This window comes from Planctopirus sp. SH287 (assembly GCF_056500625.1).
The window spans coordinates 65,957-80,119 of the sequence record NZ_CM151403.1; the positions used below are offsets into that span (position 1 = coordinate 65,957).

Annotated in this window: 11 protein-coding genes and 1 tRNA gene; 8 read left to right on the forward strand and 4 right to left on the reverse strand. The window is 54.7% G+C overall.

Annotation, left to right across the window (positions count from 1 at the left end):
* Window positions 1-227: 227 nt before the first annotated feature.
* Window positions 228-298: transfer RNA gene (locus SH287x_RS00235), tRNA-Gln, on the reverse strand.
* Between the two features lie 243 nt (window positions 299-541).
* Entirely contained in the window at window positions 542-1,186 is a 645-nt protein-coding gene (locus SH287x_RS00240) for a carboxypeptidase-like regulatory domain-containing protein (protein WP_479516390.1), read from the reverse strand.
* Between the two features lie 667 nt (window positions 1,187-1,853).
* On the opposite strand from SH287x_RS00240, the gene SH287x_RS00245 reads away from it, so the two are divergent.
* From SH287x_RS00245 to SH287x_RS00280, 8 genes are all read left to right on the forward strand, one after another.
* Window positions 1,854-3,503 carry a hypothetical protein gene (locus SH287x_RS00245; protein ID WP_479516392.1) on the forward strand — a complete coding sequence of 550 codons (1,650 nt, stop codon included), beginning with the start codon at window positions 1,854-1,856 and terminating at the stop codon, window positions 3,501-3,503.
* Between the two features lie 54 nt (window positions 3,504-3,557).
* Window positions 3,558-4,553 carry a flagellar motor switch protein FliG gene (gene fliG, locus SH287x_RS00250; RefSeq protein ID WP_479516393.1) on the forward strand — a complete coding sequence of 332 codons (996 nt, stop codon included), beginning with the start codon at window positions 3,558-3,560 and terminating at the stop codon, window positions 4,551-4,553.
* Between the two features lie 440 nt (window positions 4,554-4,993).
* Window positions 4,994-5,755: a FliH/SctL family protein gene (locus SH287x_RS00255; RefSeq protein WP_479516394.1), complete on the forward strand. Its 762-nt coding sequence runs from the start codon at window positions 4,994-4,996 to the stop codon at window positions 5,753-5,755.
* The gene (locus SH287x_RS00260; RefSeq protein ID WP_479516395.1) at window positions 5,752-7,107 is read left to right on the forward strand and encodes a FliI/YscN family ATPase; all 1,356 of its coding nucleotides are present in this window, start codon (window positions 5,752-5,754) and stop codon (window positions 7,105-7,107) included. Before SH287x_RS00255 ends, SH287x_RS00260 begins: the two co-directional genes overlap by 4 nt.
* Window positions 7,108-7,408: 301 nt before the next feature.
* Window positions 7,409-7,852: a flagellar export protein FliJ gene (locus SH287x_RS00265; RefSeq protein ID WP_479516396.1), complete on the forward strand. Its 444-nt coding sequence runs from the start codon at window positions 7,409-7,411 to the stop codon at window positions 7,850-7,852.
* Window positions 7,849-8,526: a hypothetical protein gene (locus SH287x_RS00270; protein WP_479516397.1), complete on the forward strand. Its 678-nt coding sequence runs from the start codon at window positions 7,849-7,851 to the stop codon at window positions 8,524-8,526. Before SH287x_RS00265 ends, SH287x_RS00270 begins: the two co-directional genes overlap by 4 nt.
* 100 nt (window positions 8,527-8,626) lie before the next feature.
* Window positions 8,627-11,038, forward strand: coding sequence for a flagellar hook-length control protein FliK (locus SH287x_RS00275; RefSeq protein ID WP_479516398.1), 2,412 nt, complete (start codon window positions 8,627-8,629; stop codon window positions 11,036-11,038).
* Between the two features lie 168 nt (window positions 11,039-11,206).
* Window positions 11,207-11,623: a flagellar hook assembly protein FlgD gene (locus SH287x_RS00280; RefSeq protein ID WP_479516399.1), complete on the forward strand. Its 417-nt coding sequence runs from the start codon at window positions 11,207-11,209 to the stop codon at window positions 11,621-11,623.
* 51 nt (window positions 11,624-11,674) lie between these two features.
* On the opposite strand, the gene trpA is transcribed toward SH287x_RS00280, so the two are convergent.
* Complete coding sequence (gene trpA / locus SH287x_RS00285; protein WP_479516400.1) at window positions 11,675-12,490, reverse strand: tryptophan synthase subunit alpha; 816 nt, start codon at window positions 12,488-12,490, stop codon at window positions 11,675-11,677.
* Between the two features lie 362 nt (window positions 12,491-12,852).
* Complete coding sequence (gene trpB, locus SH287x_RS00290; protein ID WP_479516401.1) at window positions 12,853-14,070, reverse strand: tryptophan synthase subunit beta; 1,218 nt, start codon at window positions 14,068-14,070, stop codon at window positions 12,853-12,855.
* Between the last annotated feature and the right edge of the window lie 93 nt (window positions 14,071-14,163).

The window sequence follows — 14,163 nt, forward strand, 5'->3', positions numbered from 1 at the left end:
CATTCCAACGAACTCGCGGTGGAGCATTACAGGCAGGTGACCGACGAGCACTTCCGACTGGCGGTTGAAACTCCACCGAAGTCCGCGAAAAAGTTGGGGCACAAAGTGGGGCACACAGTAGCCATCTTGGGCCATCTGGAGTCCTCACCCGTTTGAACCGGAAACGAAGAAACCCCTGTTTTTCAGGGGTTTTGCGGAGTCCAGAGGACTGGAGACGAGCCAGAGAATTACCCCGCCAGGATTCGAACCTGAACGTGCAGGATCAAAACCTGCTGTGCTACCGTTACACTACGGGGTAAGAGTCAGGAGGGCTAAAACCATTCCTGACAGAGTGGAGTTTAGTCCCCGCTCGACTGACCGGCAAGCCAACTTGATTTGCAGCCAATTTTCTTGACGCTTTCTGCCTGAATCACCTCTACGCATCAGCGCTGGCAAATTGGATCGAACTAAACAAAAGTCAAGCCGCCAAGGAAAAACGGTTTCCCCTGGCGGCTTGCTATTTCATCTTTGAAAAACTTGTAAAAGATTTTCTGATCAGTTGTTATGGCGTCTTGGGGATCTGGTTGAGTTCGTCCTTGATGTCATTATTCTGGCTGACGGCAACGGCTCCCAGCACAACGCTGGCAATCACACCGGTGGTTAACAGAACCATTCCTGGTGTCGCACCGCCAAACTGTCCACGAACGGCAGGAGCGTTCGAGACCATTACCAGTCCTGGCTTGGCAGCGGGAGGAGCAGTTCGCTCTGTCCAGGCACGGACGGAACGTGTTTCCTGGCCGGCTGTTACGCGGTAGGCACCACCTTTGAGTCCCTTAACGTTGAACTGCCCCTGAGCATTGGTTGTGGTCTGGGCGACAGGGCCTTCAGCAGAATTGACAGAAACGGCTGCCCCTTCAATCGGAAGGCCTTGACCATCCACCAGGCGGCCTTGCAATTCCCCCTGAACCAGCGCGACGTCTGTGGTCTGCTGAGCTTCTTTGGCAGGAGGTGCCGCAGGGGCGGCGGGTGCCGCAGGGGCGGCGGGTGCCGTTGGGGCGGCGGGTGCCGTTGGGGCAGAGGCCGCGGGAGGTGCAGAGAAACCGCCACCAGCTTGCGGGCCATTCGCCATTGCCAGGCCGGGAGGGCAAATCATGCCGGTCGCAACAAGTGCAGCGACTGCGGCACGCATGAATTTCGTGGTTCGCATGATCAATCCTTGCTATTCAAGAAACGGGAATTTCGCAGGCAACCCTGGGTTGACCTTCTGTTTTTGTCCCTGATTCCTTCAATCCATGTGATGAAACGTGAATCGCCGGAGGGACTAAAACAAGAATTTCGCAGGTTGCAATGACAGTTGAGAGTTGCGTTTGGAAACGGGCAGGACGAGGGGCATGATCTTCAATGGCAAGATGAGATTGCTCACATCGGCATCATCAAAGGGTTGTGATTTGCGGTACGGTCGACGCAACTCAGGCTTCCTGAGAATTGCTGACCACAGGACTGGAGAGATGACCCGAGGTTCCCCGCAGTTGCTTCACAGAGGCGACCTGAAGGTGACATCTGCCGAAACAACATTTGAGAATTCACTCAAGCGGGGGAAATCTGCCGCATGAGTCAAAACACGTCAACCTCGATTTATTATTTTTTTCTCTCGCCAGCAGAGTTCGCTTCAAGTTGTTGATGGTCGACTGCGAATCCGCTCTCGACACGACAGGTCAATATTCGATATCACCCCGTTCCCATTGCAGAAATATCGCTTCATCCCTACCGCATCTCCCCTTCTGTCTCGCTCAACTTACTCTCCTCTGACTGATTGACTTCCCCGCAGTTTTCCCTGGAAAACATGCGTCCCCTCCTCCGGCATAGCACTTCCCATGAACTTCCTTCAATCACTGCAACAGCAGTTTGTTTCGCTGTGGGGTTCGATGAACTCGGCACAGCGAGTCTCACTGATTCTTGCGCCAGTGCTGCTGGTTGTGGGATTCAGTGCGCTGCTTTGGACTCGATCAAACACCGGAATGACAGCCCTTTCCTGGGGCAAAGCGTTCACCACTGAAGAATTGATCGCGGCGGAACACGCTCTCATGGAGGCGGGACTGACCAACTACCAGCGGCAAGGGCGGATGCTGCTCGTCCCGGAATCAGAGAAAGATCGTTATAACGCTGCCCTGCTGGAATTCGATGCCATGCCCGAAGACCTCGGGTCGCAGTTGCTCAAGCACTATGAATCACTCAGTCCATTCATCACTGAGAAGCAGCGTCATGAGATGCGGGAAGCCATGCTTCTCAAGGAAGTCGCGCAAACGCTGAAAGCGATTCCCAACGTGGATGATGCCCGCGTGGTGATTGCCAATCCTAACCGCAGAAATTCCTGGAGCCAAAAGGGGATCGTCACCGCCAACGTCACGATTACTCCTAAAAAAGGAAGGGAGCTTTCTCAGCGGTTGGTGGCCTCCATTCGCGCAGCCGTAGCCAGTATGGTTCCTGACCTCAAAACATCCGAAGTGACGGTCTTCGATCCGGTCAACGAAGTCACTTATGCCGGCGATTCTGAAAGTGATCCTCTTGGCAGCCAGCTTGTGCAACGAATCCGCGAACTGACGCGGCAGTATGAATCACAAATCGCCAAAAGCCTGGCCTACATCCCGGGCGTGAACGTGACGGTGCATGTCGATATCGAGAACCTCAAGTCATCAGTCATCCGGACACAGCAGATTGATCCCAAAAAATCCGCACCGGTGATCTCAAATGAATTTACAGTGAATGATACTCAATCACAGCGGGCACCTCGCGGAGAACCTGGACAAGTCGCCAATCGGCCAGCAAGTCTCGGCGCTAGCGCAGGGAGTGACCGAAATCGGCAGATGACTGAGTCCGACAACCGTGTCGTGAACGGTGTCAGCTTTGAAATCAGCGAGAAACAACTGCTGGCCGCGATGCCCAAAGCCGTGCAGGTCAGTGTCAGTGTCCCGCGCGACTACTACCGGGGGATTGCCGCCCAACGCACTGCCGGTGGTGAGAAAGACCCGGCACTCATCGAAGTCCCGGCGATTGAAAAAGAAGTCCTCGCTTCGGTTTCCAAAAGTGTCACGCGGCTGATTCCTGCTGATTCTCCCACAGACGCGATTGTTGTCAGCACGATCGACACGTTACCAGTGGTTCAGCCCACCATTGAAATTCCATTCACAGAAACTCTTTGGCAGTTCCTTCGCGAATATGGCAGTTCTCTCGCGCTGGGAGCGTTTGCTTTATATGTGATTCTTTTACTCAGAAAATCCATGGGAACGCTCACTGCTAATAGTGCATCGGCAAGCGGGGCACAAGGGGGAGCGCATGGGGGATTGAATCTGGTGACACCCGATGGCAGTCCTGAGACGTCCATGGCCGCTTCAGCGATGAATGGAGCGGCAACGTCCCTTCCCGCCAAGCCCGCAACACGTCGGGATCAGTTACAGGCGATTGTGAGAGATAACCCCGAAGCCACGGCAGCCCTTCTGGGCAAATGGATTCAAGCAGCGAAATAGTCGCGAATTTCCGGCCAGCCCAGGGCCATCACATGGGTAGGGGAGAATTGTCCCGTGGACGCGATTCGAAAAGCCGCCATCTTGCTCTTGAGCATGGAAAAGCCCCTCGCTGCCGAGGTGTTGGCGAGCATGACGCGCGACCATGTCGAAAAGGTGACATTGGAAATCGCCAAGGTCGACGACGTGACCCGCGAACAGCAGGAAAGTGTCTTTGATGAATTCTTTAATGGCGTTCGTGAGCTGACACCCATTGAACGAGGCGGACTGGGAGCAGCCAATGAATTACTGGAACAATCGCTAGGAAAAGAAAGTGCCGGACAGATTCTGGAAAATGTCCGGCAATCAATGAACTCCGTTCCCTTTTCTTTTCTGCACAAGGTTGGTGCTGAGAATCTGCTGACGTTCATTTCAGAAGAACACCCGCAGACCATTGCCCTTATCATGTCTCACTTGCCCGCCTCACTGGCAGCTGAAGTTCTGAGTGGTCTGCCATCACTTCGCCAACTGGAAGTCATCCGTCGTATTGCTGGCATGGAACAGACCAGTCCCGAAGTCATCTCCACGATTGAGAAGTCTTTACAAAGCCGCATGACCAGCATGTTTAACCAGCAGTTGGAAAATGCGGGAGGTGTGCCGATGGTGGCACAGATTCTCAACGTCACTGACCGCATGACAAACAAAGGGATTCTGGAAAGTCTCGATCAGGAAGATGGGGAACTGGCCGATGAAATTCGCCGGTTGATGTTCGTCTTCGATGACCTGCTCAAGCTTGATAACAAGTCGATTCAATCGCTGCTGAAGGAAGTGGATAACAGCCAGTGGGCGATGGCACTTAAAGGGGCCTCAGAAGAAATCAAACAGAAGATCTTCGGCAATTTGTCACAGCGAGCGGCCGAAATGCTCAAGGAAGAAATCGAATATCTGGGATCTGTCCGGCTGTCCGATGTCGAACAGATGCAGCAGCAGATCGTAGACGCCGTTCGTCGACTGGAAGACGCCGGTGAAATTGTCGTCGCCAGTGGCGGTGGAGGTGAACAGTTCGTGAATTAGCTTCACTCCACAAGACTTCAAAGCAACCGGATTATTAATGTTTCTATTAATGCGTTTGTTAATGTGTTTTATAATGTAGGGTGGGTTAAGGCTTTGCGCAACCCACCGTTCTTCTGAAGACGGACAGTAGGGTGCATGCAATGCACCAATTTCTTTTTCTTCCTTTCTCCGGATTCACTGCTCAAATCAACCTCCCGAACACAACACAGTCAAACAGTATGTAGTTCTGCTGAAGACAGATATTCGATGCTAAACACTAATCACATAATCATTCCTGAGGCAATCGCTCGTTGGAACGGGGTTTTCTAAGTTGGTGGGTTGCTACAGCATTGTCAAAGCTTAAACCCCAAGATAAAGCCGTGACACGGCAATTACGGCTACGAACACGACTATTAATCAACGATCCACACGTCTGATACCCATGGAGCTTATCACCCCTTATGTCGACCAGCCCGCGAATATTGAAAGCTGGCATGGCTCCTGCAGCCAATGGGTCGGTCGTTTTTAATTACGACGATCTGGAAACCCTGGGGGTGGCCTATCTGGATAAAGTTCGCGTACAAGCTCGCAGTCTTATCGATGAGGCCCAGCAGCAGGCCGAACAAATCCGCAGCCAGGCGCAGGCCGAAGGGCTAGCTAACGGATATCGCGAAGGGGAGGCCAAGGCTCTCGCAGAATTTGACGCGAGAATGAAAAGCTCTGTCACGAAAGAAGTCCATTCCCGCGTGCAAGCCGTCATTCCGGCGTTGCAGCAAGCCGCCACAACGATCAGTTCCGTTCGCCAGGAATGGCTGGCTCGCTGGGAAACGCTTTCAGTGGAACTCTCCGTCGCAATTGCTGAGCGATTGCTGAGACAGCAACTGCACATCCAGCCCGACATGATGACGGGAATGGTGCGCGGCGCGCTGGAACTGATCACTCAGGAAGAAGTCACGCTGGTCATCCATCCTCTCGATTGGGAAGGACTGGGTGGCGACGCGGGGATTCAAGTCCAGAAGGCACTCGCAGGTTGCGGCGATGTCACCGTTCGCCAGGACAGCACACTTTCCCGTGGAAGCTGTCTGGTCGAAACACGTCACGGAGAAATCGACGCCACGCTCGAAACAATGCTGGATCGCATGGCACTGGAATTACTGGGGACTTCCGAACGGCGTTTCAAACCTGTTGCGCCGGGCCAACCCGCTTCGGGAGACCTCACATGACAACATTGGTCGAGCACGCCCGGCATATTCTTCCCATGGGCTTGATGGGTCGCATTGATCGCGTTGTCGGCCTGACAGCAGCAGTGACCGGCTTCCCCGCACCATTGGGCGCACGGTGCAGTATTGAACGTGATCATGGTCACTCCATTGAAGCAGACGTCGTCGGCTTTCGCGGTGAAGAAACCTTGCTGATGCCGCTGGGCGAACTTGTCGGCGTCCGCCGTGGTGCCCGCGTTCGACTGATTGAATCAGTCCCTTGCGTCAACGTGGGGCCGGGACTTTTAGGACGTGTGATTGGAAGTCGCGGCGAGTTTCTGGATGAGGGGCCGCGACCGATGCTGGTGCATCGCGCAGACTTGCACAACAAGGCTCCCGGCCCGTTGCAACGCCCACGAATTGCCAAAGTCTGGCAGACAGGCGTCAAGTCACTGGATGGCCTCCTCACATGTGGTGAAGGCCAGCGCATGGGAATCTTTGCCGGCAGTGGGGTCGGCAAAAGCACCTTGCTGGGACAGATTGCCCGCAACAGTTCCGCTGATGTGAACGTGGTGGCGTTGATTGGTGAACGAGGCCGTGAAGTCCGCGAATTTCTGGATCGAGATCTGGGGCCTGAAGGATTGGCGCGGAGCGTGGTTATCGTGGCAACGGGTGATGAGCCAGCGATCCTGAGAATACGCGCTGCCTGGATGGCGACCGCCATTGCCGAACATTTCCGAGATCAGGGGCAGCATGTTGTCCTGATGATGGATAGCGTGACCCGGTTTGCCCTGGCACAACGGGAGATTGGACTGGCGGCGGGTGAACCCCCAGCGACAAGAGGCTATCCCCCCAGCGTCTTCGCCATGCTTCCCCGTCTCCTTGAACGCAGTGGTTGCTCGCCAGCTGGCAGCATGACGGGACTTTATACCGTGCTGGTGGAAGGTGATGACACGAACGAACCCATCGCAGATACCGTGCGCGGGATTCTTGACGGGCACATTGTCCTCTCCCGGAAGTTGGCCCAGATGGGGCAGTATCCGGCCATCGACGTGCTGCAAAGCATTTCCCGCTCCATGAATGACATCACCTCAAACGAACATCGGCAGTGGGCACAGGTGGTTCGCCAACTTTTGTCGACCTATCAGCAGAACGAAGATCTGATTTCCATTGGCGCCTATCAGGCAGGCACAAACCCCATGGTGGATGCCGCCATCCAGGCCCGACCGCAGATCTTGTCGTTTCTTGGCCAGAAGCCTCACGAACAGATCCCCATCACCGAAACCATGACAACACTGGAAAGGCTCGCCCGGTTGCGTGATCTGCTGAGCAAAAAAATCCCCACAGCGACATCCACACTGCCTAATGCTTCATAGCTTCGAGCCATGCTCACGGCCTTGAGTCGGAGTAGGGTGGGTTAAGGCTTTGCGCAACCCACCTTCGCCTGACGCTGGAATTTCGTGCCATGCTTGAGGCTTAGAGCAAGCTTGCTCTAAGAAACGAAGGAAGATCGACGGTAAACGTATCTTCGGCATGCTCACGCCTCAATACCGTAAACATAACAGTTAGCAGATGATGCCATTGAAATTCATTTAACCATTTTCACCAGAGACATATTCCCAAACTGACTCCCAAGTGTTCCGCTCCTTGAGTCGAAACTTTTTAGGTGTTGATGAAATGGCTCAATCACGGTTCTCACTTCAGAGCGTCCTGACGATCCGGGAACGGGAACGGGATCAGGCCCGGCATCAGATGGCCAAGGCCATCGCACTGAGGGAAGAACTTCAGGCAGAGTTACGAACAGCGGAAGAAGCTCGAGCGGCTTGCTCCGAAGAATTGAACGAACTGATGAGAATGCCACAGCTGGACATCTCGGCAATCAACATCCGTCGATTTCATCACACACGATTAGAAATCGAGATTCGGACAGCCGAAGCGCGTCTTGCGGCATCGCAAGAGATTCTCGAAAAGTGCCGAACGCTGCTGGTCACAGCCGATCAAAAAGTGAAGGCGTTGGAACAAATTCGCGATAAACGCGCATTGGAAGCGTATCATGAAGCCATCCTTAAAGAATCACGTGAGCAGGAAGAAGCCTGGCAGGCAGGACAGGTGACCCCATGATACGTTTGATCAAAATGCTGCTGTTTCTGGGTGGGGCGATGTCGCTGGTCATTGTGCTGGGCCAACTGGCGTTTGTGGCCATGCTCTGGCATCGCGGAACTTTGTCGGCCAGAAATCTTGCAGAAATCCGCTTCGTCCTGTCAGGGCAGGCTCCCGTTGAATCACCTGTGGTTGAAAGCGCCGAAGGAACTCCGGCAATTTCTGCCGAAGAGATTCGTGAAGCACGCGTCCTTAGAGTCCTGAATCTGGAAACGCGTGAGAAGGATCTGGATGTCGTCAAAGACGCCATCTCTGTCGCCATGAATCAGGTGATTCAAGATCGTGAAACTCTCGACCAAATCAAAAATAAGCTCAGTAATGAACTGTTAGCGCAAGCCAAACAGCGCCAAAGTGAAGCGACAGAACAAGCCCGCGCCGTGCTTCTGGCTTCTCCTCCAGAAGTGGCTGCCTCCCGATTGATGGAAGTTTCACTCGACGAATCGATTTTGCTCATGCGGGGCATGCCGGAAAAACAGATTGCCAAAATCCTGCAACAATTTGTGGGGCCGCCCGAACGAGAGAAACGAGGCCGTGAAATTTTTGAAGCCCTGGTTCTCGGCGAACCCGAACGAGCCATCTTCAACGCCGCTCAGCAAGCATTATCTCCTAATAAAAATGGTGCTGGCGGCCTGTAAGGGTTGTGGCCGATATTCCTGATAATCCTGCTCTCCCGTTACTTTACGGATCAAAAGCAGGCCATGTGACCGGTGAATACCGGCCAGTGAGGAATGGGCCATGGATATCCGCGATTCGCTTTCGATGAACTCGATCTTGTTCCCTCGCACTCACTCTTCGCCAACGCAGAGTGACGAAACAGCGAATTCGGAATCGTCAACGAACCCCAGCTTCACGCTGGACTTATTGCGGCAGATCCTGCTGCAAGGCCCGCAGGTGGTTTCTTCGCCAGGACGCCCGACAGATCGTTCTTCCGGTGAATCAGCCTCGCTGGCAGGTTCCTCAACGGCCAGTCAGACCAACCTCTTCGTCCTTTCAAATCGGACAGGCACCGCGCGCGATTTCGGATCGTCGACTAGCCGCACGACAAGTTCCCGCGAGTCCAATTCTGGTTCGCGTCCGTCATCGCGATCAGCGTCGGCATTACAGGAACACCTCAGCAGCTCATCATCAGTGGCTTCTCGTTCCCGGCAGCAAGCGAGTGATTCTAAACTTCCCGCACTCCGTCGTAGCCGTGACACAGACGAATCTCGGCAAGCCTCAGTGAATTCCACCGCAAATGCTGCCAGCAAAACAAAAGCCTCCACCCGTTCTGAAGAGGCCGGAACTTTTCAAAACCATCCAGCAACTTCCGAGGCAGCACAGCAAATTGATGAACAGGAGGAATTCTCCAATCGCGCCGCAGCGTCCGGGGGCATTGTTGGAGGATCCTCACCTTCCTTAATCAGGGATCAGATCGAAGCTGCCGGTATGACGGAAAGTGAAGATTCGCCCCCGGCAAGTGGGAATGAAACTCTTTTAGCTGCCATTTCACAGGTCATGCAGAATCGGGCATCAGGGGAAGATTCAGCCTTATCAAACACGACAGAAGACGCTTCATCCCCGCAAGCCAGACAACAGGAAACACCATCAACACCCGCCAACTCAACTGCCGGTTCTGACAGTCAAGACACGAGTGCGGAATTCGACAATTCCAACGAACTTGTCGCATTCAGGGGGGATGAAATTCAGGTTCAGGCGCAGGGAAGTGAGCAGGTCGATGACGACGGAAACATCGCCTCTCAGGACGATCCTTCCGTGCCCGTCAGCTCGATCAAATCACCGCCCGGCTACTCCGCGAAGTCCTACGAATCGCGCCAGGAAGCCTTGCGCAACGAACAAAGTTCAGGAACCGCCAGGCAGAATTCGTTCCGGCAATACCTGGCGAATGGCGAGACCGGCCAGAAGCCACCTTCTCCCTCTCAACCCGTTTCACAAACGGAAGGTTCAAGGGATCAAAATGCCACCCAGGCCAGTTCTTCGACCGAGACCAGCGCGGAAGATGCCAGTGTTGTTGCCAGCGTAATCGGAGGACTTCTCAATAACGTGGTGGCCACTCCCGATGACTCTGCCAGTTCGTTAGAGGCGTCGGTTCAAAGTGATGTCGAGTCGTCTCCAATGATGGCCGGCTCGCTGCAATCTCGAACTGAAGCCGTCAACGCCTCTCAAATGGCAGGGCTGGCCGCAGCCGGGCAGGCCAAAGGCGGACTGACCAGCGGTTGGCGTCCCGGCGGCTGGAAGCCTCCCACAGGCGCAACGCCCTGGCAGTCATCACATGCAGGAAATGCTAATGGCGTTACCACATTTGGTGCAGCGGCTTCCACGGGAGAACTGAATCTGGCGGGGATGACAGCAGCGAGCGGAAATCTCGCTTCACTGACGAATGTCCTTGCAGCTTCCAGCGCTCAGGCTGCGTCATCGACTTTGATGGGAAAATCGGCAGTGACTGCCGAACAACTCACGCCTGAGCAACTTCCCGCGAGTAACAATCTCCCAGTGAATTCTCCGTCCGTCCCGGCACCGGGCCTTGGAAAAGCCACCGCCACTGAGGCAAGCGCACCGCTGGAATCAACCTCTCGGGTCGTGGCACAGGGAGTTCTGGATCTGACAGCAAGCGGCGTGATGGAGTCGGCTCGTTCAGAACGAAGCTTCTCGATTTCATTGAGACCCGAACAGTACGGCGAACTGAAGATCGATGTTCGTCAGAATGACGATGGCATCCACGTCCATCTGGAAGCCGCCACATCCGCAGGACATGAACTGCTGAGCGAGAACCTGGCGGATCTTCGAGACATTCTGGAACAACGGGGATTGTCCGTCGATCAAATCACAGTGACCCGCGCTGAATCACCTCGTGAAACCACCATTCCAACAAATTCCGGCAACGAGCAGTCACAGCAAGAGCGTCCGCAGGAAAATAGCTCCAGGAACAATCAACAGGAGTCCAGCCAGAGCGATTCTTATGGATCGGGCAACGGAAATTCTTCATCAGGTGATCAACCTTCACAGGAACGTCGCATTGACGGGAAGCGGGATTCTCTGGTAGATGCCACAGCTGATAGCAGGAATCCGCTGGCAACCAGCAATCCCGGCTCAGTACCACCAGCAGGATCTGGCCCGCTTCAGTGGGAACGGGTGAACATCCAGATCTGATAAGCCCTGACAAAACCGGTTGTGCTTGTTTGGAATTGCGAAATGCTTCTCTAGATCCTGTGGCATCAGAGGTTTTGTTAGAGTTTATAAGTAGTTGAACTGCCAGAGTCGTTGCACCACCACCGCCACTGCTGTTTGTCGTGATCTCATTGTTGCTTGGAAGTGACCATGGCCATCGATCCTGTGACTGGTTTGCCGAAAGAGATCCCGATCATCCCTGCCGACAAGCAGGGGTTTAATGCCTTGGATACCGAGGCGTTTATGAAGCTGCTGATCGTCCAGCTTCAGAACCAGGATCCCTCGAACCCGATGTCCAACGAGGAACTCCTCTCGCAGATTTCCCAGATGCGAAACCTGACCTCAGACGTGGAACTGACCAACGCACTGGACGGACTGACCCTCAGCCAGCAATTGAACAGTTCCACCAGCTTTCTGGGAAAGGTCATCAAGGGCAAGATGGCCGACGAGACGGAAGTCTCGGGCGTAGTGGATCGTGTCTTTGTAAAAGACAAAATGGCCTACGTCGTGGTGGGCGATAAGGAAGTCCCACTGGCCAACATCACCGATGTGACCCAGGATTCTTAACCGGCTTGCTTCACTGTTAGCAACGATTCATCGACCGTAGTCGATCATTCATCAGGCATGATGCGCGGCAGCAGCCAGTTCCGTCGCAAACTGCCGGATGCTGGCCAACGACTTTTCAAAACCTTCTGCGCTCTGTGCCCCTTCCAGATGTTTCACAATGGCCGAGCCGACAATCGCGCCATCGGCCTTGCCGCGTAATGCTTCGATCTGTTCCGGTCGACCAACGCCGAAGCCCACACAAAGCGGCAGTTGGGTCTTTTCTCGCAGCAGCTTAAGCCCCGCCTCAATATCGTGTGTCGTCGATTCTCGCACTCCTGTCGTGCCAGCAACGGCGATGCAGTAAACAAACCCGGTGGCCACAGCAAGGATCTTCTCCATCCGGGCCGCAGGAGTTGTCGGCGCGACAAGTTGAATCAGATCGAGACCGTGCGTTTGGGTTTGAGCCGCAAATTCGGCAGCTTCATCGCCCGGCAGATCGGGAACAATCAGCCCGGAAAACCCTGCCTCTTTAGCCGTCTTGAGAAACAACTCGGTTCCCATGCGGAAGATCATGGCGAACGAAACCATCCCCACCAGCGGCGTGCTGATGGTCTGCGAGGCTTGCCGCACTGCCGCAAAAAGCTCCGCCAGCTTCAGGTGTTTTCCTAAAGCGCGAGTATACGACGCCTGAATCACCGGGCCATCAGCAATGGGATCACTGTAGGGGAAACCAACTTCAATCAGATCGGCTCCCGCTTCTGAGAGAGCTTGAATCAGACGAATTGTCGATGGCAGATCAGGATCTCCAGCGGCAATAAAAGGAATAAAAGACATCTCTCCAGCGGCACGCCGGGCAGAAAGAGCACAAGTGATGGGCGAGTCGGACATGAAGCAAACTCTAATTAACAGGAATCGTCACAAATCATGATGCGAAATCAGCAGCGAACCAGCGAGGTCGACCTGAATACTCCCTCTCCCAGCGGGAGAGGGCCGGGGTGAGGGCGGATCAATCACAAGATTTTCATTGGCTAAATAGATCTAACAACCATACGCACCTTTTCCGAAGCAATCCCCCCCATCCGGCCTTCGGCCACCTGCTCCCTCAAGGGAGGAGGATTTGATCGTTTCTAATTCATGAAGTTCGCGTCAGCGAAATTTGTATGACTCCATCGTTCTGGCGGCGTAAGACCCATTCGTCCCCTACATTTGACGTCCATACGCCGCCACGAAGCCCGCGTGAGCGGGGCGGGTTAGAGTTGTTGGCCGGTGAGGCGGGCGACTTCGATCAGGTCTTTGTCGCCGCGACCGGATAGGCAGATGACTAATGATTCGCTGGGTGACATTTCTTTGGCTCGCTTGGCGGCATAGGCAATGGCGTGTGAGGTTTCGAGGGCGGGGAGAATCCCTTCGGAGCGGGCCATTAACTGCATGGCAGCGAGTGCTTCATCGTCAGTGGCGCTGGTGTATTGCACGCGGCCGGAATCTTTCCAATAGGCGTGTTCGGGGCCGACGCCGGGATAATCCAGTCCTGCCGAGACGGAATGGACATCAGATGTCTGACCGTCTTCGTCTTGTAGCACATAGCTATAGCTGCCGTGGAGTACGCCTTTGTTGCCAAACGTCAGAGCGCTGGCATGATCGCCGGGCTTTGAACTGCGTCCGCCCGCTTCGACGCCGGTGATCTTGACGCCCGCGTCGTCGATAAAGGGATAGAACATGCCGGCGGCATTGGAGCCACCCCCCACGCAGGCCACAACTTCTTCGGGGAGTTTTCCGATCATTTCGAGGCATTGCTGGCGGGCTTCTCGACCGATGATGGATTGGAAGTCGCGGACGATCATCGGGAAGGGATGCGGGCCGACGACGGAACCAATGATGTAATGTGTGTCTTTGACGGTCGACATCCAGTCACGCAAGGCCTCATTGACGGCATCGCGGAGGGTGCGTGACCCAGAGGTCACGGGGCGAACCTCGGCACCCATGGTGCGCATGATAAAGACGTTCAGCTTTTGTCGCCGCACGTCTTCTTCGCCCATGAAGACGGTGCAGGGGATACCGAAGTGAGCACAGGCGGTGGCGGTGGCGACGCCGTGCTGGCCGGCACCGGTTTCTGCAATGATACGGGACTTCCCCATTCTGAGAGTGAGCAGGGCTTGCCCCAGAGCGTTGTTGATCTTGTGGGCACCGGTGTGATTGAGGTCTTCCCGCTTGAAGTAGATCTTCGCCCCACCGCATTTTTCACTCAACCGCTCGGCAAAATAGAGCGGGTTGGGGCGACCGACGAAGTTTTTCAGGAGGCCGTCCAGTTTCCCGACGAACTCAGGATCTTTGCGGGCACTCTCATAAGCCTGCGTCAGTTCTTCCAGCGCATACATCAGCGTTTCAGGAACGAACCGACGACCAAATTCGCCGTAGCGCCCCAGGGAGTCGGGAACCTGTGAAATCGGCGGAGTGGGAACTGTTGACATGAAACACCGTCGCTTCCAGGCAGGTAAAACCAATCAACGTCATCACGGAAAATCAGGGCCGGGGCGGTCAACGAATTTTTCATTCGTCAAGGA

Excerpts from the sequence above, each read along its gene's own strand:
- trpB (WP_479516401.1), bottom strand. The coding sequence starts at position 14,070 with ATGTCAACAGTTCCCACTCCGCCGATTTCACAGGTTCCCGACTCCCTG.
- trpA (WP_479516400.1), bottom strand. The coding sequence starts at position 12,490 with ATGTCCGACTCGCCCATCACTTGTGCTCTTTCTGCCCGGCGTGCCGCT.
- SH287x_RS00280 (WP_479516399.1), top strand. The coding sequence starts at position 11,207 with ATGGCCATCGATCCTGTGACTGGTTTGCCGAAAGAGATCCCGATCATC.
- SH287x_RS00275 (WP_479516398.1), top strand. The coding sequence starts at position 8,627 with ATGGATATCCGCGATTCGCTTTCGATGAACTCGATCTTGTTCCCTCGC.
- SH287x_RS00245 (WP_479516392.1), top strand. The coding sequence starts at position 1,854 with ATGAACTTCCTTCAATCACTGCAACAGCAGTTTGTTTCGCTGTGGGGT.
- SH287x_RS00265 (WP_479516396.1), top strand. The coding sequence starts at position 7,409 with ATGGCTCAATCACGGTTCTCACTTCAGAGCGTCCTGACGATCCGGGAA.
- SH287x_RS00260 (WP_479516395.1), top strand. The coding sequence starts at position 5,752 with ATGACAACATTGGTCGAGCACGCCCGGCATATTCTTCCCATGGGCTTG.
- SH287x_RS00240 (WP_479516390.1), bottom strand. The coding sequence starts at position 1,186 with ATGCGAACCACGAAATTCATGCGTGCCGCAGTCGCTGCACTTGTTGCG.
- SH287x_RS00255 (WP_479516394.1), top strand. The coding sequence starts at position 4,994 with ATGTCGACCAGCCCGCGAATATTGAAAGCTGGCATGGCTCCTGCAGCC.
- SH287x_RS00270 (WP_479516397.1), top strand. The coding sequence starts at position 7,849 with ATGATACGTTTGATCAAAATGCTGCTGTTTCTGGGTGGGGCGATGTCG.